The organism is Paraburkholderia sp. BL6669N2, assembly GCF_003387275.1.
Classification (GTDB): Bacteria; Pseudomonadota; Gammaproteobacteria; order Burkholderiales; family Burkholderiaceae; genus Paraburkholderia.
On record NZ_QUNA01000001.1, the window covers coordinates 707573 to 731757 of the forward strand.

Sequence of the window (24185 nt, forward strand, 5' to 3'; positions counted from 1 at the left end):
GATCGTAGCCCCGGTATTGCACCGGGGCAGTTACCGCGAACGACAACAAAAAACGGGCGTCGTAAACCACGGCGCCCGTCTTTCTTTCAGCCGGCCCACGCATCACACGCAGCCCGGCCAACCCGCTGTCAAACTTCCTTCTTCACTTCCAGTCGGAACTTGTGCAGCAACGGTTCTGTGTAGCCGCTCGGCTGCTGGCGTCCTTCGAACACCAGTGCCTGCGCGGCCTTGAAAGCGATCGTATCGAAGCCCGGCGCCATCGGCTTGTAGAGCGGGTCGCCCGCATTCTGCTCATCCACCACCTTCGCCATGCGCTTGAACGTCTCCTCGACAAGGTCGCGCTTCACCACGCCGTGATACAGCCAGTTGGCAATGTGCTGGCTCGAAATACGCAGCGTGGCACGATCTTCCATCAGGCCGACGTCATGAATGTCCGGCACCTTTGAGCAACCCACGCCCTGATCGATCCAGCGCACCACGTAGCCGAGAATGCCCTGGGCGTTGTTGTCGATCTCGCTGCGAATCTCGTCGTCGCTCCACTTCGCTTCGGCGACGACCGGAATGGTCAGCAGGCCGTCGAGCAGTTCGTCGCGCACCTGCGCGTAATCCGTGCGCTCCAGTTCCCGCTGAACCGCTTGCACGTCGATCTGGTGGTAGTGCAACGCATGCAGGGTGGCGGCGGTCGGCGAGGGCACCCACGCGGTGTTCGCCCCGGCCTTCGGGTGCGCGATCTTCTGTTCGAGCATGGCGTGCATCAGATCGGGCATCGCCCACATGCCCTTGCCGATCTGCGAGCGGCCACGCAGGCCCGCGCTCAAACCGACCAGCACGTTGCTACGCTCGTAAGCGGCAATCCAGGCGCTCGACTTCATGTCGCCCTTGCGCATCATCGGACCGGCTTCCATGGCCGAGTGCATTTCGTCGCCGGTGCGGTCGAGGAAACCCGTGTTGATGAACGCAACGCGCTCCGACGCTTCGGCGATACAGGCGAGCAGATTCACGCTGGTGCGGCGCTCCTCGTCCATGATGCCCATCTTGATCGTGTTGCGCGGCAGCTTCAGCAGGTCTTCGACGCGCGCGAACAGCTCGCTCGCGAAGGCGACTTCGGCCGGGCCGTGCATCTTCGGCTTGACGATGTAGATCGAACCGGTGCGCGAATTCAACTGGTGCTTGCGGTCGTGCAACGCGCACAGCGTGGTGATGACGGCGTCGAGAATACCTTCCGGAATCTCGTGGCCGTCTTTGGTCAGCACGGCGGGATTGGTCATCAAGTGACCGACGTTACGGATGAACAGCAGCGAGCGGCCATGCAGCACCACCGGCGCCGTGCCGTTCGCGGCGGTGTACACGCGGTCGGCGTTCAGCCGGCGCGTGAAGGTCTTGCCGTTCTTCGTGACCTCTTCGGTCAGGTCGCCGGTCATCAGGCCGAGCCAGTTGCGATAGAGCAGGACCTTGTCTTCTGCATCCACGGCGGCGACCGAGTCTTCACAGTCGATGATCGTGCTCACCGCCGCTTCGACCACCAGGTCCTTCACGTGCGCGGAATCGGTCCTGCCGATCGAGTCGCTCGCGTCGATCTGGATTTCGAAGTGCAGGCCGTTGTGCTTGAGCAGCACGGCGGACGGCGCGCTTTGCTCGCCCTGATAGCCGATGAATTGCGCTGGCGTCTTCAGCTCGCTCGTGCCGTTCTTCAGCGTGACCACCAGCTTGCCGGCTTCGACGCTATAGCGCGTGGCGTCCGCATGCGAACCATTCGCGAGCGGCGCGGCCTGGTCGAGGAACTTGCGGGCATAGGCGATCACCGCGGCGCCGCGCACCGGATTGAAGGCTTTCTGCTTTTCGGCGCCGCCGGTCTCGGGAATCGCGTCGGTGCCGTAGAGCGCGTCGTACAGGCTGCCCCAGCGCGCGTTCGCCGCGTTCAGCGCATAGCGCTGATTCGACAGCGGCACCACGAGTTGCGGGCCGGCCTGTTCGGCGATTTCGGTGTCGACGTTGTCCGTCGTGGCCTTGACGCCGGCAGGCACCGGCACGATATAGCCGATGCCTTCGAGAAACGCACGGTACGCCCGCAGATCGCGCACCGGACCCGGATTGGCGCGATGCCAGTTGTCCAGCTCGGTTTGCAGGCGGTCGCGCTCGGCGAGCAACGCGCGGTTTTTGGGCGCCAGCTCGTGCACGAGGGCGTCGAAACCTGACCAGAATGCGGCGCTGTCGATTCCGGTGCCGGGCAGGGCTTCGGTTTCGACGAACTGGTCGAGGTTGGCGGCGACTTGCAGTCCGCCGCGCGTGTTCATCTGAGTCATCGACTGCTCCATCTATCTGAATGGGGCCGATGAGGGGGCATCGGCCCGCGTTGTGCAACGGTTAGTTTCTTCGATTCATGGCGGCCGTTCTGGTCGGCTTGCGAACGGAACCGCTCTGAAAACTCAGGCCGCGATAGCGGCAATACCCGCCTTGGCGATCTGCGCGTCCTGATCCGACTTGACGCCCGACACGCCGACCGCGCCGACCACGTGGCCGTCGACGATCACCGGCACGCCGCCTTCCAGCGTGCCTTGCAACGGCGCGCTGAGGAACGCGGTGCGGCCGTTGTTGATCATGTCTTCGTATACCTTGGTTTCGCGGCGGCCGATCGCCGAAGTGCGGGCCTTTTCGGTCGCGATGTACGAACTGGCCGGCGCGCTGCCGTCCAGACGCAGCATGCCGAGTTGATGGCCGCCGTCGTCGACCACCACGATGGCGACGGCCCACTGGTGTTTCTCGGCTTCGGCGCGGGCGGCTTCGAGAATGCGGGTCGTTTCGGCAACGGTCAACATGGGTTTGCTCAGCATAGTGAATTTCCTGGTTCGTGTAGGGTAAGGATCGGCTCGGCCACGCCGCCACTCGCGCTTTGCACGAGGGCTTCGGCCTCGATGGCTGGCCGCCGCGCGCGGGAATTGCACCGTGCGCGCGCGCGGCCGCCGCGTTGATATTCGGTGACGGCGCGGGTTGCACGCAGCCTTCCAGTATCCGCATTGTGCGCGAATGCCGCAGCGCCGGCCTGGTCCTTGCCCAAGCGCTTTGCTTGGGGATTTTACGTCCAAGCGCCGCCGGAAGAAACGGCGGCATCGTGCGCTTCGGTATTCGGCGGTTCGTTTGGCCGATATTCCGGCTGGAACGAAGCGAGCGGCGGGCTTTACAATCAGGCATCGAACACAAGAATTCGCACGCTCCCCACGTGCGCCCCCACGCCATGCCGACCATCAGCGAACTATTCGTCTATCCGATCAAATCCTGTGCGGGCATTGCCCTCAATGAGGCGCGGCTGCTCGCCACCGGCCTCGAATACGACCGCTGCTGGATGGTCACCGACCCGGCCGGCGCCATGCTCACGCAGCGCGCGTATCCGCGCATGGCGCTGATCCAGGTCGAACTCGGCGCCGAGGATCTCGTGATCCGCGCGCCCGGCATGAGCGAGTTGCGCACGCCGCTAGAAAGCGCGCGGCTCGAGGCGCCGCCCGCGGTGCAGACCAGGGTCTGGCGCGACGCGGCCTATGGACTCGACACCGGCGACGCATGCGCCGCGTGGTTCTCGACATTTCTCGGCGTGCCCGCGCGGCTCTTGCGCTTTAATCCCGAACGCGAACGCATTGTCGATCCGGACTACACGGAGAGCGTGGGCGGCGCCACCACCCATTTCGCCGATGGTTTTCCGCTGCTGGTCATTGGCCAGGCGTCGCTGGACGATCTGAACACGCGACTGAACGGCAAGGGCGTGCCGTCGATTCCGATCGACCGGTTCCGTCCCAACGTGGTGCTGAGCGGACTCGACGCGTATGAGGAAGACTATGTGGAGACGCTGAGCGTGGCTGGAGAAGCGGGCGGGGGCGCGCAACTGCAGCTGGTCAAACCGTGCACGCGCTGTCCGATGCCGACCATCGACCAGGCGAAAGGCGCGCCCGATCCGGACTGGCCGAACGAGCCGACCGACACGATGAGTGTCTATCGCGCGAATCCGCAGCGAAACGGGGCGATCACGTTCGGCAACAATGCGCTTGTCGCGAGTGGCGCCGGGACGTGGCTGCGAGTCGGGCAGGCAGTGGAAGCGGAATTGGGCTTCGGCGATTGAGTTGAGGGCTAATGCCGGACACGCACGGTCAACGCCGCGAGAATCACCGGCATCGGCACTGGCTTGACGAAATGATGGTCGAAGCCGGAGCGCAGCGATTCGCTCACTTCCTCGGCACGTTCGAGCCCGGTGACCGCGACCAGCGTCGGCGCCGGAATATCGCCCACGTAGCGGATTCGCCGCGCCACCGCGCGTCCGTCCAGACGCGGCATTTCGACGTCCAGCAGCGCGGCCTGCGGATGCCATGCGCAGTATTGAGCCAGCGCGTCGAGGCCGTTGCGCGCCGTTCGGATCTCGAAGCCATGCGCGCTGAAGTAGTGTACGTAAGCGGCCAGCAGATTCGCGTCGTCGTCGGCGATCAGAAGGCGTGCGGCTGGGTGATGGGCCATCTGATTTCCCTCAGGTTGTGATCCTGTTAGGTGAGCAATTTGAAGTCCCGACAGAATCGACGCTCCATCAAGTGACTTTCAGGCCGGATCGGCAAGGATAGGCAGCACCGCTTCTCACGAATAAATTACCGCCCGGCAACGCTGCAAACGCCTGCATCGCGCGCAATATCGAGGCCGTCCAGCATCTCCACGCGATGCCTTCCACCCCGCCCATGATCCGCAAGAACAGAGCATCGGCTTTGCCGCCGCGGCCCGCGTCACGGTGCAAATCTACAAGCTGGGCAGTTATATCTCCGTACCGATCATTTTTCCCGACGGCAGCTATTTCGGTAATCTCTGCGCGATCGACCCGAATCCCAGCCGAGGTGTCGAACCCGCGCCTGAGAGTAATGCGCGGACTTGAGCGGTCGAGAAGCGCGTGAACCGCTCACGCGGCCTGCGCGATTGCCTCGCGCGCGCCCGGCATGTCGGTTTGCATCGCATCCGCTTCGCTGGGCCGTGCGCTATCTCCCGCCCACTCGCGCTCGACGCTCTCGCCGATCGCGCTGCCCACCAGAATCACCGCCGGGCTGCCGAAGCCCGCGTTCGTCGCATCCGCAGCGAGCCGATCGAGGCGGCTCATTAGACGCCGTTCGTTGCTGCCACCGGCCCATTGCACCACGGCAGCGGGTGTATCGGCCGGCAAACTCGTGAGCAACGCGACCGCGATACTGTCGATGCGCCGCATCCCCATATAGATCGCCAGCGTGGTGCGTGTCGCGGCCAACGCGGCCCAATCCGGCTCGCCGTGATCTTCGGTATGTGCGGTCACGAAACTGACGCCGTGGCAATGGCGGCGATGCGTGAGCGAAATGCCGAGCCCCGCGGCGGCCGCGAACCCCGATGAAATGCCATTGACGATCTCCACTGGAATACCGGCACCGCGCAAGACCGCGAGTTCTTCGCCGGCGCGTCCGAACAGCAGCGCTTCGCCGCCTTTCACCCGCACCACGTGCAAGCCCTTGAGCGCATAGCGCCGCATCAACCGTTCGATGAACGCTTGCGGCGTCGAGCGGCAGCCACCGCGTTTGCCGACGCGAATCACGCGCGCTTGCGGCGCCAGCGTCACGATCTCGGGATTCGCGAGGTCGTCGAGCAGTACGACGTCGGCGGCGGCTAACGCTTTTGCGGCCTTGAGCGTAAGCAGATCGAGGTCGCCGGGGCCGGCGCTCAATAAGGTGACCTTGCCGGTGTTCGTGTTCATCGCGATATCTATCACGGTGTCCTTCGCTTCTGTGTCGGCCGGCGATCGCTGTCGCGCCGGCGCCCAATAAAAAACGGCGTCCGCTCGTGATGATCACGAGGGGACGCCGTTGTCCGTTTACTGCGTGGTGTGCTGCTCTGCCGTTTCGCTTCCAGCACGGTGAAACACAGCGTTGTGTTTCGCCCGCATGGGTATGTGCTGCATGTCGTGGCTGCCGCATTGCCGCCATGAACTCGCCACTGCTTATGCAAGGACTACGCCACGCATCGGCCACGCACGCTGTACGCCTTGCCACGCCTCGCAAATAACGCTGCCGACGCACACGCCACGCACCGTTCGCAAGCGTGCACCTCGCACGCGCAGGGTGCTGCGTCGCACCATCCATGTGCCCCGCTGCATCAAAACGCGTCGTGCGCCCGCTTTGCGGCACACGCATGCGATTCGCCGCAAACCCCCGCGCCACGGCCTCCTTACGGGCATTTGGTGCAACTGGCATAGGCTTTGCATTAAGCTTGCCATCGGATCAACGTGGATCCGGCGCGAGTGCAACACAAAGTACTCGCTGCAGGACAGATCAGGACAACGGCGTCCCCCGAATTCAGTCATCGACTGGGTTCGCGGGACGCCGTTTTTATTTCCAGAATCGTTTTCGCCACCTGCCATACGGCGTCGCTCGCAACCAGCACATTGAGGAAACCGCGCTCATGAAAATCATCGTTATCGGTCACGGGATGGTCGGTCACAAACTGGTCGAGTGCCTCGCCCACGACGCCGCGCACGGCCTCGATATCACCGTGCTGTGCGAGGAATCGCGCCCGGCCTACGATCGCGTGCACCTGTCCGAGTTTTTCGCGGGCAAGACGGCGGACGATCTGTCGCTGGTCGAACCGGGTTTCTTCGAACGCCAGAACGTGCTGCTGAAACTGAACGCAAAGGCCGTGGCGATCGATCGCGATGCGCGCACCGTGACGGTGTCGACGGGCGAAACGCTGCCTTATGACAAGCTGGTTTTCGCCACCGGCTCCTATCCTTTCGTGCCGCCCGTGCAGGGCCGCGAGCGCGCGGATTGCTTCGTGTACCGAACCATCGACGATCTCGAAGCGATGCGTGAGTGCGGCGCGCGTTCGAAGACGGGCACGGTGGTCGGCGGCGGACTGCTCGGGCTCGAATGCGCGAAGGCGCTGCGCGACATGGGCCTGCAAACGCACGTGGTCGAATTCGCGCCGCGTCTGATGGCCGTGCAGGTGGACGACGGCGGCGGCCGCGTGCTGCGCAGCAAGATCGAAGAACTGGGCGTGACGGTGCATACGCAGAAGAACACCACGGCGATCGTCGATGGCGAGCAGGGCACGCACCGCATGCAATTCGCCGACGGCAGCCACCTCGACACCGACATGATCGTGTTCTCCGCGGGCATTCGTCCGCGTGACGACCTGGCGCGCGCCAGCGGACTGACGCTCGGCCCGCGCGGCGGCATCGTGATCGACAACGCATGCCGCACGAGCGATCCGCACATCTATGCGATCGGTGAATGCGCGCTGTGGAACGGCCAGTTGTTCGGCCTCGTGGCGCCGGGTTACGACATGGCCCGCGCGGTGGCGAAACAACTGCTCGGCGACACGGCGGAATTCGCCGGCGCGGACATGAGCACCAAGCTCAAGCTGATGGGCGTGGACGTGGCCAGCATCGGCGACGCGCACGGCAACACGCCGGGCAGCCGCGCCTACCAGTTCAGCGACGAGCGCAAGCAGGTCTACAAGAAGCTGGTGGTGTCCGAGTGTGGCAAATATCTGCTGGGCGGCGTGATGGTGGGCGACGCCGGCGAATACGGCACGCTGCTGCAAATGATGTTGAACCGCATCGAATTGCCCGCGTCGCCTGAATTCCTGATTCTGCCGGCGGCCGACGGCAATGCGAAACCCGCGCTCGGCGTTGATTCGTTGCCGGCTTCCGCGCAGATCTGCTCGTGCAACAACGTCTCGAAGGGCGAGTTGTGCGCCGCCGTTTGTGCCGGCGCGACCGATATCGGCGCTTTGAAATGCGCGACGACCGCCGGCACCTCGTGCGGCGGCTGCGTGCCGCTCGTCACTCAGGTGATGAAGGCCGAGATGAAGAAGCAGGGCCTCGCGGTCAATAACCATGTCTGCGAACACTTCGCGTATTCGCGCCAGGAGTTGTATCACATCGTGCGTGTGGAAGGCGTGCGCAGCTTCGGCGAATTGCTCGCGAAGCACGGCCACGGCCTGGGCTGCGATATCTGCAAACCGGTGGTGGCGAGCGTGCTCGCGTCGTGCTGGAACGAGTTCGTGCTGAAGAAGGAGCACGCTTCGCTGCAGGACACCAACGACTACTACCTCGCCAACATTCAGCGTGATGGCACCTATTCGGTCGTGCCGCGCATGGCGGGCGGCGAAGTCACCCCCGATGGTTTGATCGCGGTCGGCCAGGTTGCGAAGAAGTACGGCCTCTATACGAAGATCACCGGCGGTCAGCGTGTCGATCTGTTCGGCGCGCGCGTCGAGCAACTGCCGTTCATCTGGGAAGAACTGATCGCCGCCGGTTTCGAATCCGGCCATGCGTACGGCAAGTCGCTGCGTACCGTGAAGTCGTGTGTCGGTTCGACGTGGTGCCGCTACGGCGTCGGCGATTCGGTGGGTCTCGCGGTGGAGATCGAGAACCGCTACAAGGGCCTGCGCACGCCGCACAAGATCAAGTTCGGCGTGTCGGGCTGCACCCGTGAATGCGCGGAAGCGCAGGGCAAGGACGTTGGCATCATCGCGACCGAAAAGGGCTGGAATCTCTATGTGTGCGGCAACGGCGGCATGAAGCCGCGCCACGCCGAACTGCTCGCGTCGGACCTCGATAAGGAAACGCTGGTGCGCTACATCGACCGTTTCCTGATGTTCTACGTGCGCACCGCCGACCGTCTGCAACGCACCAGCGTGTGGCGCGAGAGCCTCGAAGGCGGCCTCGATTACCTGATCGACGTGGTCGTCAACGATCGTCTCGGCGTGGCCGCAGAACTCGAGTCGGAAATGCAGCACGTGGTCGACACCTACGAGTGCGAATGGAAGAAGGCCGTCACCGATCCCGAAACGCGCAAGCGCTTCCGTCATTTCGTCAACAGCGCCGAGTCGGACAGCCATGTAGCGTTCGTCGAGGAGCGCGGCCAGATCCGGCCGGCCACTCCGGCCGAGCGGCGTTCGAAGCTCGCCGCGATTCCCGTTGTCGTCGAAACCGTTTGATTGAACCGCACTATTCACCGAGGACTTCCGTCATGAACAACGATCGCCTGTCACGCTCCTGGACGCCGGTTTGCCTGCTCGACGACATCGTGCCCAACACGGGTGTTTGCGCGCTCATCAACGGCGAACAGGTCGCAGTTTTTCACGTGAACAACGGTGACGCGGACCCGATTGTGTACGCGATCGAAAACTTCGATCCGGGCTCGCAGGCGGCGGTGCTCTCGCGCGGATTGATCGGCAGCCTCGGCGAACGCATCGTCGTGGCCTCGCCGATCTACAAGCATCACTTCGATCTGCGCACCGGCGAGTGCCTCGAAACACCGGCGCATTCCGTCGGCGCGTTTGCCGCGCGCGTGGAAAACGGCCAGGTGTGGGTCGCGGTTTGAATCGCTGAATTCTTTTTTAACGACGTCGCCCGCCCATGTCCTCTACAAACGTAAAAACCGTGTGCCCCTACTGTGGCGTTGGCTGCGGGATGGTGCTTCACGTCGAGGACGGCCAGGTCGTAAAAATCTCCGGCGACAAGGAGCATCCGGCCAACTTCGGACGGCTGTGCACGAAGGGGCAATCGGCGCATGTCGCGTTGCGCAAGTCGGGGCGTCTTGAAGGCGCGTTCGTGCGTCACGCGCGTGGCCAGGACCCGGCGCCGCTGCCGATGGCACAGGCGATCAGCACCACCGCAGCGCGTTTGCGCGGCCTGCTCGATGAACATGGGCCGGACGCGCTGTCGTTCTACGTCTCCGGGCAGATGTCGATCGAGGCGCAGTACCTCGTCAACAAGCTCGCCAAGGGCTTTGTCGGCACCAACAACATCGAATCGAATTCGCGCCTGTGCATGGCGAGCGCGGGCAGCGGCTACAAACTGTCGCTCGGCGCGGACGGCCCGCCCGGATCGTACGAAGACATCGATCACGCTGACCTGTTCTTCGTGATCGGCGCGAATATGGCCGACTGCCACCCGATTCTGTTCCTGCGCATGATGGATCGCGTGAAGGCGGGCGCCAAACTGATTGTCGTCGATCCGCGCCGCAACACCACGGCGGAGAAAGCCGATCTGTTCATGCAGATCAAGCCGGGCACCGATCTCGCGTTGCTCAACGGCCTGCTGCATCTGTTGCACGAAAACGGCCAGACGGATGCCGCATTTATCGCCGAGGCCACCGAAGGCTGGGATGCAATGCCCGCGTTTCTCGCCGATTACACGCCGGAGAATGTCGCGCAAATCACCGGCCTCGCCGTCGAGGATATCCGCGAGGCCGCGCGGATGATCGGCACGGCCAAAGAGTGGATCAGTTGCTGGACCATGGGCCTGAATCAGAGCACGCACGGCACCTCGCACACCAACGCGATCTGCAACCTGCATCTGGCGACGGGCAAGATTTGCCGGCGCGGCAGCGGCCCGTTTTCGCTGACGGGCCAGCCCAATGCGATGGGCGGCCGCGAAATGGGTTACATGGGGCCGGGCCTGCCGGGTCAGCGCTCGGTGCTGGTCGAAGAAGACCGCGCGTTTATCGAAGACCTGTGGCGCATTCGGAAGGGCTCGCTGAAGCCGCAAGTGGGCAACGGCACGATCGATATGTTCGCGCGCATGGCGGCGGGCGAGATCAAGGCTTGCTGGATCATCTGCACGAATCCGGTGGCGAGCGTGGCGAATCGTCAGAACGTGATCGACGGATTGAGCGCGGCGCAACTCGTGATCGCGCAGGACGCGTTCCTCGATACCGAGACCAACCGTTATGCCGACGTGCTGTTGCCCGGCGCGCTGTGGGCCGAAGCCGAAGGTGTGATGATCAACTCCGAGCGCAATCTCACGCTGATGCAAAAGGGCATCGAGCCGCCGGGCGCGGCACTGCCGGACTGGCGGATCATCGCGCGCGTTGCGTGTGAAATGGGTTTCGCCGATGCCTTCACGTACGCGAGCGCGGAGGAAGTCTTCGCGGAGATCACCCGCGCGTCGAATCCGAAAACCGGGTACGACTTGCGTGGTGCGAGCTATCGCCGCCTGAAGGAGACGCCGTTGCAATGGCCGCTTGCATCGGATGATTCTGCCGACCGCAACCCGGTTCGCTACCTCAACGACGGCGTGAGTCAACCGCTTGAGGAACGGCCCGACGGCAGCCGTCCGCGGCTCGTGTTTCCGACAGCGAGCGGCAAGGCAATGTTCTTCGCACGCGCCTACGCGGCGCCCGCTGAACTGCCGGATCGTGAGTATCCGATCGTGTTGAACACAGGCCGCTTGCAGCATCAATGGCACACCATGACCAAGACCGGCAAGGTCGCGATGCTCAACAGGCTGAACCCGGGCCCGTTCGTCGAGATTCATCCCGAAGATGCCGCCACGCTCGGCATCAAGGCCAAAGATCCGGTGGAGATTCGATCGCGCCGTGGTCGCGCGGTGTTGCCGGCTGTCGTGACCGAGCGCGTGAGCGCGGGACAGTGCTTTGCGCCGATGCACTGGAACGACGTGTTCGGCGACGACCTGTGCATCAACGCCGTGACGAACGACGCCATCGACCCGGTCTCGCAGCAGCCCGAACTCAAGTTCTGCGCCGTGGCGCTGAGCCCGGTGGCGGTCGAGCGCGTCGAGCCGTTCCTGAATGACGACGACGTATCGTTGGCGGATGCATCCGTTGCAGTCGCTGCGAGCGCTGCGCTGGCCGACACCGTATCGGCTAGCGCTGAGGACCTGGATATGCCCCGTATCGAAGCACTCACCAGCCTGTTGCAGTTGCCGCCGGTTCCCGCGCCTTCATTCACCGATCAGCAGCGCACGTATCTCGCCGGCTTCGTGAATGGACTGCGCTCGGCGGAAGCGCAAGGTATCGACCGCGTGCCGGTTCTGCCGGGTAGCGCGCCGTTCGATACGGCGAGCCGTCTTTACGTCGACGGTCTGCTGGCCGGTCTTTATAGCCGCAGTGCGACCGTTCTGGCTGATGCGTTGGCAACGCCGCACGTCGCGGCGAATACAGAAACATTGCACGCGTCGTCAGGCGTGCGCATCGTGCGCGCACGGCCCAAGGTCACGCTGCTGTGGGCCTCGCAAACCGGCAACACCGAGTCGCTGACCGAAGCCTACGCAACGCGGTTAATGGAATCGGGCTTCGAAATCCGCACGTCGTGCATGGCGGACTATCAGGCCTCGACGCTCGCCAAAGCTCAATACGTGCTGCTGATGACGAGCACCTTCGGCGACGGCGATCCACCCGACAACGCACAAAGCTTGTGGACGCAATTGAGCGGCGAGGGCGCGCCGCGCCTCGACGGCGTCCGCTTCGCGGTGCTCGCGCTCGGCGATCGCAACTACGACCAGTTCTGTGGCCACGGCCGGCGTCTCGATGAGCGGCTCGCTGCACAAGGCGCGCTGCGCCTGATGGAGCGCGTCGATTGCGATAGCGAGTATCAGGAAAGCGCGGACGCGTGGCTCGAACGCATCATCGTGCGTATCAAGGAAGAGGATGCCGCACTGTATGCCGTGCCGCCGGGCGGCATGATCAACGCGGTCGTGCCGGGCACGGTGGCGACCAAAACGCGGCCGGCCGCATCGCGGCTCGTCAGCAATCTGCGCCTGAACAAGCAGGGCGCGGCGAAAGACACGCGCTACTTTTCGCTGCGCACCGGCGACTCGGGACTCGAATACGAAGCAGGCGATGCGCTCGGCGTCTGGCCGAGCAACTGCCCGGAACTCGTCGACGAATTGATCGCACTGAGCGGCGTGAGCGCGGACGCCGCGGTGAACGTGGCCGGCGTGGGCGAAATGCGTCTTGCCGATGCGCTCGGCAAGCACTACGAGATCGCGCGGCCGAGTCCCGATCTGCTCGCGTTCATCGCCGCGCGCAGCAACAACGGCACGCTGCGCGAGCTACTGTCGCCCGAGCGCAAGACCGACCTCAAGCAGTGGTTGTGGGGCCAGCAGATCGCCGACGTGCTGCACGAATTTCCGCTGAGCCTCACGGCCGCCGAATTGACCGGCATGCTCAAGCGTCTGCAGCCGCGTCTCTATTCGATTGCGTCGAGCCCGAAAGCCCATGTGGGCGAAGTTCATCTGACCGTTGCCGCGGTGCGCTACAGCAATGGCCGGCGTCATCGCAAAGGCGTGTCGTCGACGTTTCTCGCCGACCGCGCGGGCGATGTCAACGTGCCTGTGTTCGTGCAGAAGTCCGCTCACTTTCGTCCTCCTCATGGTTCCGATACGCCGATGATCATGGTCGGCCCCGGCACCGGCGTTGCACCGTTTCGCGGCTTTCTGCACGAGCGGCGTGCGCGCGGCGATACGGGACGCAACTGGCTCTTCTTCGGCGAGCAGCACGCGGCCTCCGATTTCTACTATCGCGACGAACTCGAATCGATGCGCGATACCGGTGTGCTGACCCGGCTAGACGTCGCGTTCTCGCGCGACCAGGCGGACAAGGTCTATGTGCAGGACCGCATGCGCGAACAGGGTGCGCAATTGTGGTCGTGGCTTGAAGACGGTGCGCATTTCTACGTATGCGGCGACGCCAACCGGATGGCTAAAGATGTCGACGCGGCGCTCAAGGAAGTGGTGGCCCGTCACGGCGGCATGAGCGATGAAAAAGCTCTCGAATACGTGAACCGCCTCGCGCAGGAAAAGCGCTACGCACGCGACGTTTATTGATAGTCATGCGGTTTTCAGCGCAACGAGCGCGCTCGCGTTTCAAGGTTTCAAAGAGTACGCGGTACAGCTTCAAAAGAAGGAACCGCATGGCATGGAGGTTGCATGTTTATGCCGGTTATCAACATGGTGATCATTCCGGTGCCTGGCGCATAGCGCGATCTGCTGGATAGTCGAAAATCAGTTTTGTGAGGATATCTGATGAAAAACGTGATGAGCTCCCTAAAGAGTGGGGACTGGCGCGCGCTGGTGGCGTGTTTCCTCTATTTCGACACGGGCTTTACCGTGTGGGTCCTGTATGGACCGCTCGCACCGTTCATCAGCAAGAGTATCGCGATGACGCCCGCGCAACAGGGTTTGCTGGTCGCGGTGCCGGTGCTGTCGGCAGCGATCCTGCGCGTGACGCTCGGTAACCTGTATCAATCCGCGCATGGCAAGCGCATCGCGCTGATGGGCGTGCTGTTGTCGGCGGTGCCCACCATCGTGTTGCCGTTGATGCCGTCCGTGCCGTCGTACACGATGCTGCTGGTGCTCGGCGTGTTCCTCGGCGTGGGCGGTGCGAGTTTCGCGGTGGCGCTGCCGATGGCGGGCAGCAACTATCCGCCGAAGGTGCAGGGTCTCGTGTTGGGCCTCGCCGCGGCGGGCAATATCGGCGCGGTGCTCGACGGCTTTCTGTTCCCGCAACTGGCGACGCACTACGGCTGGCAGATGGCCGCCGGCGGCGCTCTGCCGTTGCTCGCGATCGCCGCGATCACGCTGTATTTCTGGGCTAACGACTCCGGCGTGAAAACGGGCAGCGCGCTACGCGCATTCGGCAGCTTCGCGGTGACGCTGATCGGCTTGATCGTGCTGGTGCTGCTGGTCGAAGCCGGCATGTTCGGCTCGGGCAAAACAGGTGTGCTGCTGTTGCCGGTGATCGGCGCTCTGCTGGCGATTGCGGTGCTGCCCAAGCGTTATCGCGCAGTGCTGGCCGAGCGTGACACGTGGGCCATCATGCTGGTGTACAGCATTACGTTCGGCGGATTCGTCGGCATGTCCTCGTATGTCACGCTGCTGCTGACCAACCTTTATCAGCTCTCGAAGATCGACGCCGGCCTCTTCATGGCGCTGCTCGCCGCGACTGGCGCGATGGTGCGTCCGCTCGGCGGTCTGATCGCCGACAAGGTGTCCGGCGTGCGCGCGCTGACCGTGCTGCTCGCGATCATCTCGTTGTGCGACTTCGTGTTCGCCGCGGTGATGCCGACCATGGCCGGCGGCATCGCGTTGCTGCTGTGCCTGTATGTGGCCTTCGGGCTGGGCAACGGCGCGACCTTCCAGCTGGTGCCGCATCGTTGGGCCGGACGCACCGGTCTGATGTCGGGCATTGTCGGCGCCGCGGGCGGCATCGGCGGATTCTATCTGCCTGTCGTAATGGGTATCGCGAAGGAAAGCACGGGCAGCTATCAGATGGGCTTCGCGACTTTCGGCGCGCTGGCGGCCTGCGCGTTCGTCGCAATCGTCGCGCTGCGCCGTCCGTGGATGGCGTGGTCGATGCACACCAGTGTGATGCACGCGCACGCAACGGAGTGATGCAGTAATGCAGTAACGCGTGCGATCCGGCTGCCACGCTGACGTGGCGATGCGGATCGTGCGACGCGGCCGATCAAAAATCAGTGGTGAGTGGGTTCGTGAAGAAAACGCAGGCGGGATGAGCCACGCGGTGCCGCGTTATTGTCGTATGCTTGGCGTTTTCCAAAACGTCGGGCAAATGTAATGTACAGCTGGTGGCACGCGGTGTGGGCAGCCGCCCGGGCAGAGTTCTCCGATCTCGGCAGCGCGGCGGACGTCACTCAGGTCCTGATGCGCCTCGGGCTGGCCTTGATACTCGGCGGCATACTGGGTTTCGAGCGTGAGATGTCACGGCGTGACGCCGGCATGCGCACGCACATGATGGTGTCGGTCGGCGCGGCCTTGTTCGTGGTCGTGCCGCTGCAGGCCGGTTTTTCGCAGGACAACATGAGCCGGGTCTTGCAGGGACTCGTGTCCGGGGTCGGTTTTCTGGGCGCGGGCGCCATTATCAAGCTCAGCGCCGAGCGCGAGGTGCGCGGTCTGACGACGGCGGCAAGCTTGTGGCTCAGCGCGGGCGTCGGCGTGGCGGCGGGGCTCGGGCGCGAGGCCACGGCGATTCTCAGCGTGGCGATCGCGCTGGCCATTCTGTCGAGCGCGCGGCTGTTCAAGAGCGGGGAACAGGAAGAAAAATAAAGACGCGGTGGGCGTATGAGCTTACGAAAAATCAGCATGCAAAAATGCAGTCAAATACTTGCATGTTGGCCACGCGGCTTCTAATATGCAACTCGCGACTATGTTGCATGAGACCAGAGTAACGAGCTTTGCATGGGACCAGAGTAACGCGCTAAAGCGCGAACTCTGGTCGACAGGAGGCTGCATATGAACACATCCACCGATCGCATCGAAAAACAGATTCTGCTGAAGGCGCCGCGCTCGCGAGTCTGGCGTGCATTGTCCAATGCCGAGGAATTCGGTAACTGGTTCGGCGTGGATCTCACCGGCAAAGAGTTCGTGGCCGGCCAATCCGTGCAGGGCAACATTACCTATCCGGGCTACGAGTATCTGGTCATGGACGTGCTTGTTGAACGCGTCGAACCGGAGCATCACCTGTCGTGGCGCTGGCATCCGGCCGCGGTCGATATCAAGGTGGACTATTCGCCGGAGCCTACTACGCTGGTGGTCTTCGAGCTGACCGAGGTCGAGTCGGGCACCTTGTTGCGCGTGGTCGAGTCGGGCTTCGATCAACTTCCCCCGGGCCGCCGCGAAGAAGCGTTCCGTATGAATAGCGGCGGTTGGGAAGAACAGATGACCAACATCGAACAGCATGTCGCCAAGGGTTAAGAAGGCGTCTGGCGGAACGGCTCTGAAGGAGGCGGCGCTGCGTAGTTCCGCGGCCATTTTCGCGGCGCTCGGCGACGAGACACGTCTGCGTCTGGTCGCGGTATTGTGCGCGGGCAGCGCGATGTCGATCGCGCAACTCACTGCGGGAACGGACATCACGCGGCAGTCCGTCACGCAGCATTTGCAGGTGCTCGCCAACGCGGGGCTCGTGCGCGATGTGAAGGTGGGCCGTGAACGCTTGTGGGAATTCGAGCCCACCCAACTCGACGCAGCGCGCCGCGCGCTCGACGCGATCTCGCGGCAGTGGGATCACGCGTTGTCCAAGTTGAAGGCGGCGGTGGAGGACTGAAAAACCGTCGCTTAAAACTTATGCCGCAGCGCCAGCCGAACGGCGACCTGCGTGCCCGTCGACGACGGTGCCTGCACACCGGGAATGAACGCGTTGTCGAGAATCGAGTGAGTCGAGTCGCCCGCGACCTTCTGATACTCGCCCTGCACATACACGTCGGTGCGCTTCGACAGGTTGTAAGCCGCCATCAGGCCGACCGAGTGAATCTTCGGCTTCACGCTGCCTGACGACGCATCGTAGTTTTCCATCGTGTACACGTACTGCGCCCCGACGAAGAACGCCGGCGTGAACTGGTATTTGCCGTTCACTTCGAAGTTCTGATACTTCAGCGTATTCAACGTGACGCCCGGCGCGGCCAGCGGAATGCCGATATAGCCGTTGCCCGTCGGGTTCTTGTAGTTCGAGTTGGTGTAGGCAAAACCGGCCGTCGCCGAGCCGAACGTGTAGTTGATGCCGCCGCCGAACACCCGCATGCGTCCAGCGATAAAGCTGGCGTCGTTTGCGGTAATCGCGCCGGTCGAGCCCACGCCGGGATTGTCCGCCTGCATATAGGCCGCCGCGACCAGCAGGCCGCCGCTCGCATACTGACCGCCGAAGCTATACGCGCGGTTGTTCGCGAAGTGGGTGTCGTTACTGAAGGCGTACGCGCCGCCGAACTGGAAGCCCGCCATCTCCGGGCTCGCGTATTTCACGCTGTTGCCGAGGCGGAACGAGTTGTCGGTGTTGTCGTTGTCATACGGATGCGCAAACAGGTAGCCGGCCCAGTTGCCGTTGGCCGTGGTCTGCGCGAGGTAATCGACCACGGAATCGTACTGGCGCCCAAGCGTGACCGTGCCGAAGCGACCATCGCTCAGACCCACATACGCCTGACGCCCGAACATGCGGCCGCCCTGCGCGAGCCGTCCGGAACTCACGTCGAAGCCGTTTTCGAGTTGAAACACGGCCTTCAGGCCGCCGCCCAGATCCTCTGAACCCTTCATGCCCCAGCGGCTGCCTTGCGCATAGCCGCTCGCCATTTCCCACACCGCGCCGTGCCCCGCGTTGTTGGTGTAGTCGATGCCTTCGTCGAGCACGCCGTACAGCGTGACGCTGCTTTGAGCGAAGGCCGGCGACGCCGCCAGCGAGGCGAGTGCGGCGAACGCGGCGGTCGCAATGCGGTTCTCTTTCATCATGAGCTCCATACCTTGGTAGTGAGCGGACCGAATTCCCCGGACGAACCCGAAGGCGTTCGACGACCGCTGCTTTTTGGCAAAGCCCGGATTCTGCTATTCGGGATGGGAATCGCGAATGAGGCACATCCCTGGATAAACGTGATTTTTTCGAATGTTTGTCCCGCGAATTATTCGCTTGTGGCGGGGCGGTGACCCAGAGAAAAATTCCGTTCATGCACCTTTGGCATGAAGGCCATAGCCGAGGGCAATGCGTTTTTTCACCATGCTTTTCAGGAGACGACCATGCGACTCGATCGGAATTTTGCTAACGGCCGGTTCATCGAACCCGCGACCGACACCGCTAGCCGCGAGCTCATCGCCGTTTGCAATCCGGCCACCGAGGCCGTGATCGCCCATGTCACCGGCGCCACCCAGGCCGAAGTCATCGCCGCGGTCGATGCCGCCGCGGTTGCGCAAAAGGGCTGGCGCAAGCTGCCGGCGGCCGAGCGCGCGGTCTATCTGCACAAACTCGCCGACGCGCTGACCGAATGCGCGCCCGCCATTGGCGCGGCGCTCGCGCTGGAGTCCGGCAAGAGCGTGGCCGACGCCACCAACGAAGCGATCTACGCCGGCCAGATCACCCGCTACCACGCAGAGTGGGCGCGCCGCATCGAAGGCGAAGTGATTCCAAGCGATACGCCCGACGAAAACCTCGTGCTGCATCGCGAGCCGATCGGTGTGGTCGCGTGTCTGATCCCGTTCAACTATCCGGTCTATACGTTCATGCGCAAAGTGGCGCCGGCGCTGATCGCCGGCAACACGGTCGTCGTGCGTCCGAGCAACAACACGCCGACATCCGCATTCGAAATCGCCAGGGCGGTGGAGAAGGCCGGCTTGCCGGCGGGCGTCGTCAACATTCTCGCGATGAACCACGCCACCGCCGAGGCGCTTTGCACGCATCCCAAGGTCGGCATGATCACGCTGACGGGCAGCGTCGGCGCGGGCCGCAAGGTGCTCGACTATTGCAAGGCGAACATCGCCAAGCCGTCGCTCGAACTGGGCGGCAAGACGCCCGCGATCATCGAGGCCGATGCCGATCTCGAGAAAGCCGCGCGCGATCTGGTCGCGTCCAAGACCACGCATTGCGGGCAGTTGTGCACGGCGATCGAACGCGTCTACGTGCAGGAAAGCGTGCATGACCGCTTCGTCGCGTTGCTTAAAAAGCACATGAGCGCGGTTGAAAGCGGCGATCGCAGCGAGCAGCCGTCGTTGATGGGTCCGCTCGTCAACGAGGCGTCGCGCCAGTCGATTCACGCGATGGTGGAACGTGCGGTCGCAGCGGGCGCCACGCTCGAAACCGGCGGCAAGCTGCCCATACCAGGTCAAGGCAAAGGCTTCTTCTATCCGGCTACGTTGCTAACGAACTGCCGTCAGGACATGGAAATCATCCAGGAAGAGACCTTCGGTCCGATCATGCCGGTCGTCAAATACCGCACGCTCGACGAAGCGCTGGAGATGGCCAACGATCATCAATTCGGTCTCTCGTCGGTCTTGTATACGGAGAACTATCGCAGCGCGATGAGGATCGCCAACGGCATCGAAGCCGGTGAACTGTACGTGAACCGTACGCCCGCCGATCCGTATCAGGGCTTCCACGCCGGCTGGAAACGTTCGGGCCTCGGCGGCGACGACGGCAAGCACGGCATGCTCGAATTCACCCAGACCCGGCTCGTGGTCATGAAGTACTGAAGCTGAACCGGCACGCGCCGCATGTTGAAGCTTCGGTGCGTGTCTGCCTTGCAACCTGAAAAGCGCAGCGATTCTGCTGCCAGTCCATAACAAAACATATTGGAGACCGGGCGGCCCGATGGGCCGGCGCTGTGTCTCTGAGGAGCGCTCACGTGTCATCCCAACCCGTTCGAACCGATGCTTCGCTCGCTTTAAGCGACGAAGAAGCCGCGCTGCAAAACAGCAAGACGCAGCGTTATGTCCAGCTCATCCTGCTGGTGATCGCAGCCGGCGCGATCTATCCGATTCTGTATTTGCGGCAGGTGTATCAGCCGACGATGCTCGAAGTGTTCCACATCACCGATAGCCAGCTCGGCTATCTGTACTCGTCGCTGGGCACGATCTTTCTGTTGAGTTATCTGCCGAGCGGCTGGCTCGCGGACCGCATTGCGCCGCGTTTGCTGATCTGTTTTTCGCTGATCGCCACCGGCGTGCTCGGGCTGTGGTATTCGACCGCGCCGTCGTTCCCGATGCTGATGATGATCTTCGGCGGCTGGGGCTTATCGACCGGTTTGACGTTCTGGGCCGCGGTCATCAAACGCGTGACGATGATTGCCGGCACGCATGAGCAAGGCCGTTTCTTCGGCTTGCTTGACGGCGGACGCGGCCTGATCGAGGCGATGCTCGCGACCATTGCGATCACGCTGTTCGCATGGATCACGCAGACCAGGGGCGAACCGGTCGCTGCCGGATTCAAGCTGGTGGTCTACATGTACGCGTTTCTTTGCATTGCGCTTGGCGTCGTACTCGCACTCGTCAAGGATTCGCAGGGCAAAGCAGATGCCGCCGCCAGTCGCGCCGCGCGTCAACGCAACAACGTTCTGGTCGATCTGAAGACGCTCGCGAAGATTCCCGAACTGTGGCTGGTCGCGGCGATCGTGTTCTGCGGTTACCAGGTGTTCTGGGCGACCTACAGTTTCTCCGCGTATCTGCACGAAGGCGAAATCGGCCTCACGGTCGTGATGGCCGGCACGATCACCACGCTCAAGCTGTGGATGCGGCCGATCGGCGGCATCGGCGGCGGCTTTCTCGGCGATCGCTATTCGAAGGTGTCGGTGCTCGTGATCGCGCTCTTTCTCGCCGCGCTGTCGCTGTTGGGCCTGATGGCGGCGCCGCGTATTTCGAGCCACGTGTTGCTGGTGTTCCTCGTGCTGTTCATCGGCATTCTGACTTACGCGATTCGCGGCCTGTACTGGTCGCTGCTGGATCGCTGCAACATTCCGGTTGCCACGATGGGTCTCGCGATCGGCCTGATCTCGGTGCTCGGCTATTCGCCGGACGTGTTCCTGCCGCTCATCAACGGCTATCTGACGCAGACGTTCCCTGGCGTCTTCGGCTACCAGCTCTACTTCGGCTATGTGGCCGCCATGGCGGCGCTCGGCGGCTTTGCCGGGCTCGCGCTGAGAAGCATGCTCAATAGAAAAGAGGTTGCGTAAATGAAAGTCGTCTCGCTCGAAACGCATATCGTTGCCGTACCGCCGCCGCATGTGGGCGGCATGTACTGGATCTTCGTCAAGCTCAAGACCGATTGCGGGATTGAAGGCGTCGGCGAAATCTATTCGGCGACGTTCCACCCGAAAGCGATGACCCACATCATCGACGATGTATTCGGCCGCTATCTGCTCGACAAGGACCCGCATCATATCGAGCGGCTCTGGCGCGAAGCGTATTCGAGCGGTTTTACGCAACGCCCCGATCTGACCATGATGGGCGTGGTGAGCGGCCTCGAAATGGCGTGCTGGGACATTATCGGCAAGGCGGCTAACAAGCCGGTGTATGAGTTGCTGGGCGGCATGGTGAATCAGCGCCTGCGGTCGTACACGTATCTTTATCCGAAGAACAGCCGCGGCGAATACGACTACGACGATCCCGATCTGGCGGCCGAATGCGCGCTTGAAAACGTCAAGCGTGGCTTCACGGCGGTGAAGTTCGATCCGGCCGGACCGTACACGGCGTACTCGGGCCATCAACTGTCGATGGAAGTGCTGGACCGTTGCGAAACCTTCTGCCGGCGCGTGCGCGAAGCAGTCGGCAGCAAGGCGGATCTGCTGTTCGGAACGCACGGGCAGATGGTGCCGTCGTCGGCGATCCGGCTTGCGAAACGCCTCGAAAAGTACGACCCGCTATGGTTCGAAGAACCGGTGCCGCCGGGCCAGGAAGGCGCGATGGCGCAGGTTGCGCAGCACACCAGCATTCCGATTGCCGCGGGTGAACGCCTCACCACCAAGTACGAATTCTTCAAGCTGCTGGAAGCGGGCGCGGCGTCGATTCTGCAACTGAACGTGGCGCGCGTGGGCGGCCTGCTCGAAGCGAAGAAAGTCGCCACGCTGGCCGAGGTGTACTACGCGCAGATCGCGCCGCATCTGTACAACGGGCCGATCGGCGCGGCGGCCAGCATTCAGCTCGCGACGTGCACGCCGAACTTCCTGATTCAGGAAAGTATCGGTACGTGGGACGGTTTTCATGCGGCCGTGCTGAAGAAGCCGATTCAATGGGAAGACGGCTACATCATTCCGTCGCAGGAACCGGGCCTCGGCGTCGAGCTGAACATGGAAGTCGTCAGGCAGCACACGCCGTACACCGGCGAGCGTTTGCATCTGCAAATGGCGGCGCAACCGGCCGATGTGAAGGATCTCGCGCCGGCCAAGGGTTGAGTGCGCCTTGCATTTGACGGGTTTCACCACTACGTTTCAATGGATTGAGCGCCGTCTGGCGATATAGAGCATGAACTACGATTACATTATCGTCGGCGCGGGTTCGGCGGGCTGCATTCTCGCCAATCGTCTGTCGGCGTCGGGTCAATATTCGGTGCTGCTGCTCGAAGCGGGTGGCAAGGATAGCTCGTTCTGGTTCAAGATTCCGGTGGGTTTCACCAAGACGTACTACAACGAAACCTACAACTGGATGTACTACAGCGAGCCGGAAAAAGAACTCGACAACCGGCCGATCTATTGTCCGCGCGGCAAGGTGCAGGGTGGTTCCGGCTCGATCAACGCCATGATCTACGTGCGCGGCCAGCCGCACGATTTCGACGACTGGGCCGCCGCCGGCAACCCGGGCTGGGCGTTTCGCGACGTGCTGCCGTACTTCCGCAAGCTCGAATCGCATCCGCTCGGCAACACGGACTATCACGGCGCGGACGGCCCGATCCGGATCTCGCCGATGAAAGACGCAGTGCATCCGATCTGCCACGTGTTCCTCAAAGGCTGCGATCAGGCCGGCTATCAGCGCAGCGACGACTTCAATGGCGCGCAATTCGAAGGCGCCGGCATTTACGACGTGAATACGCGCAATGGGCAGCGCTCGTCGAGCAGCTTCGAGTATCTGCACCCGGTGCTGTCGCGCAAGAACCTCACCGTCGAACGAGACGTGCTGGCAAGCCGCGTTCTATTCGACGGCAACCAACGCGCGATCGGCGTGAGCGTCACGCAGAATGGCACCACACGGCAATTCATGGCGACGCGCGAAGTGATTCTGTCGGCGGGCGCGGTCGATTCGCCGAAGCTGTTGCAACTGTCCGGCGTGGGCGACAGCGCATTGCTGGCGAAGCATCGCATCGCCATGGTGAAAGAACTGCCCGCGGTGGGCCAGAATCTGCAGGACCATTTGTGCGTGAGCTTCTACTATCGCGCGAACATGAAGACGCTGAACGACGAGATGCGGCCGTTGCTCGGCAAGCTCAAGCTCGGTCTGCAATATCTGCTGACGCGCAAGGGACCGCTCGCGATGAGCGTGAACCAATCGGGCGGTTTCTTCAAAGGCAACGATCAGCAAACACAGCCGAATCTGCAGTTGTACTTTAATCCGCTGTCGTACCGGATTCCGAAGAGCAACAAGGCGAATCTCGAACCTGAACCGTACTCGGGCTTTCTGCTGGCGTTCAATCCGTGCCGGCCGACCAGCCGCGGTTCGATCGAGATCGCGTCGAATCGCGCCGAAGATGCCGCGAAGATCCGCATCAACGCGCTGACCACGGAGAAGGACATCGACGAAGTGATCCAGGGTTGCGAACTGGTGCGCAAGGTGATGGCGTCGCCGGCGCTGAAGGCGATCACGGTCGAGGAAATCTCGCCGGGGCCGCAGGTGAAGACGCGGGAAGATTTTTTGCAATACTTCCGTGAGCAATCAGGTTCGATCTATCACCTGTGCGGTTCGTGCGCGATGGGCGACGACCCGCGAAGCTCGGTGGTGGATGCGCGGTTGCGGGTGCACGGTATCGCCGGTTTGCGCGTGGTCGATGCGTCGATCTTTCCAAACATCACGTCGGGCAATATCAATGCGCCGACCATGATGGTGGCGGAGAAGGGCGCCGACATGATTCTCGAGGACGCCGCGAGCGAAGTTGCGTATCGGCCTGTGGCGGCGGAGATGGCCGCGACGGCTTGATGCGGTA

General features: G+C 62.9%; 17 protein-coding genes. 12 read left to right on the top strand and 5 right to left on the bottom strand.

Translation table 11 applies throughout. The annotated features are described in order from the left end of the window. Positions 1 to 128: 128 nt before the first annotated feature. Entirely contained in the window at positions 129 to 2303 is a 2175-nt protein-coding gene (locus tag B0G80_RS03170; RefSeq protein WP_116116948.1) for a malate synthase G, read from the bottom strand. 123 nt (positions 2304 to 2426) lie between these two features. Beyond that, entirely contained in the window at positions 2427 to 2831 is a 405-nt protein-coding gene (locus B0G80_RS03175; RefSeq protein WP_116116949.1) for a heme-binding protein, read from the bottom strand. A 401-nt stretch (positions 2832 to 3232) separates the two neighbouring features. On the opposite strand from B0G80_RS03175, the gene B0G80_RS03185 reads away from it, so the two are divergent. After that, positions 3233 to 4108, top strand: a complete 876-nt coding sequence (locus B0G80_RS03185; RefSeq protein WP_116119493.1) for an MOSC domain-containing protein — start codon at positions 3233 to 3235, stop codon at positions 4106 to 4108. Between the two features lie 8 nt (positions 4109 to 4116). Here B0G80_RS03185 and B0G80_RS03190 read toward each other — a convergent pair whose 3' ends face one another. Both B0G80_RS03190 and cobA read right to left on the bottom strand, forming a co-directional pair. Next, positions 4117 to 4497 carry a response regulator gene (locus B0G80_RS03190; protein ID WP_106281184.1) on the bottom strand — a complete coding sequence of 127 codons (381 nt, stop codon included), beginning with the start codon at positions 4495 to 4497 and terminating at the stop codon, positions 4117 to 4119. A gap of 427 nt (positions 4498 to 4924) precedes the next feature. Next, positions 4925 to 5740, bottom strand: coding sequence for a uroporphyrinogen-III C-methyltransferase (cobA, locus tag B0G80_RS03200; protein ID WP_116116951.1), 816 nt, complete (start codon positions 5738 to 5740; stop codon positions 4925 to 4927). Between the two features lie 704 nt (positions 5741 to 6444). Between cobA and nirB the strand changes: the two genes are divergently transcribed. The 7 genes from nirB (at position 6445) to B0G80_RS03235 (ending at position 16853) form a co-directional block, all read left to right on the top strand. After that, entirely contained in the window at positions 6445 to 8985 is a 2541-nt protein-coding gene (gene nirB / locus B0G80_RS03205; RefSeq protein ID WP_116116952.1) for a nitrite reductase large subunit NirB, read from the top strand. Between the two features lie 32 nt (positions 8986 to 9017). After that, on the top strand, positions 9018 to 9371 hold the full coding sequence (gene nirD / locus B0G80_RS03210) for a nitrite reductase small subunit NirD (protein ID WP_116116953.1): 354 nt from the start codon (positions 9018 to 9020) through the stop codon (positions 9369 to 9371). Between the two features lie 35 nt (positions 9372 to 9406). Further along, positions 9407 to 13618, top strand: coding sequence for a bifunctional nitrate reductase/sulfite reductase flavoprotein subunit alpha (locus B0G80_RS03215; protein WP_116116954.1), 4212 nt, complete (start codon positions 9407 to 9409; stop codon positions 13616 to 13618). A 198-nt stretch (positions 13619 to 13816) separates the two neighbouring features. Next, positions 13817 to 15184, top strand: coding sequence for an MFS transporter (locus B0G80_RS03220; protein ID WP_116116955.1), 1368 nt, complete (start codon positions 13817 to 13819; stop codon positions 15182 to 15184). A 183-nt stretch (positions 15185 to 15367) separates the two neighbouring features. Then, complete coding sequence (locus tag B0G80_RS03225; protein WP_116116956.1) at positions 15368 to 15856, top strand: MgtC/SapB family protein; 489 nt, start codon at positions 15368 to 15370, stop codon at positions 15854 to 15856. Between the two features lie 186 nt (positions 15857 to 16042). After that, the gene (locus B0G80_RS03230; protein WP_116116957.1) at positions 16043 to 16504 is read left to right on the top strand and encodes an SRPBCC family protein; all 462 of its coding nucleotides are present in this window, start codon (positions 16043 to 16045) and stop codon (positions 16502 to 16504) included. Next, positions 16488 to 16853 carry a helix-turn-helix transcriptional regulator gene (locus B0G80_RS03235; protein ID WP_116116958.1) on the top strand — a complete coding sequence of 122 codons (366 nt, stop codon included), beginning with the start codon at positions 16488 to 16490 and terminating at the stop codon, positions 16851 to 16853. The genes B0G80_RS03230 and B0G80_RS03235 overlap by 17 nt, the downstream gene beginning before the upstream one ends. 11 nt (positions 16854 to 16864) lie before the next feature. Here B0G80_RS03235 and B0G80_RS03240 read toward each other — a convergent pair whose 3' ends face one another. Then, positions 16865 to 18022, bottom strand: coding sequence for a porin (locus tag B0G80_RS03240; protein ID WP_116116959.1), 1158 nt, complete (start codon positions 18020 to 18022; stop codon positions 16865 to 16867). 285 nt (positions 18023 to 18307) lie between these two features. Between B0G80_RS03240 and aldA the strand changes: the two genes are divergently transcribed. The 4 genes from aldA to B0G80_RS03260 all read left to right on the top strand — a co-directional run bounded on the left by aldA (position 18308) and on the right by B0G80_RS03260 (position 24178). Beyond that, complete coding sequence (aldA, locus tag B0G80_RS03245) at positions 18308 to 19753, top strand: aldehyde dehydrogenase (protein ID WP_116119494.1); 1446 nt, start codon at positions 18308 to 18310, stop codon at positions 19751 to 19753. Positions 19754 to 19905: 152 nt separating this feature from the next. Next, positions 19906 to 21228 carry a nitrate/nitrite transporter gene (locus B0G80_RS03250; RefSeq protein ID WP_116116960.1) on the top strand — a complete coding sequence of 441 codons (1323 nt, stop codon included), beginning with the start codon at positions 19906 to 19908 and terminating at the stop codon, positions 21226 to 21228. Beyond that, complete coding sequence (locus B0G80_RS03255) at positions 21229 to 22446, top strand: mandelate racemase/muconate lactonizing enzyme family protein (RefSeq protein ID WP_116116961.1); 1218 nt, start codon at positions 21229 to 21231, stop codon at positions 22444 to 22446. It begins immediately after the preceding gene. A 70-nt stretch (positions 22447 to 22516) separates the two neighbouring features. Next, positions 22517 to 24178, top strand: coding sequence for a GMC family oxidoreductase (locus B0G80_RS03260; RefSeq protein WP_116116962.1), 1662 nt, complete (start codon positions 22517 to 22519; stop codon positions 24176 to 24178). Positions 24179 to 24185 lie beyond the last annotated feature (7 nt).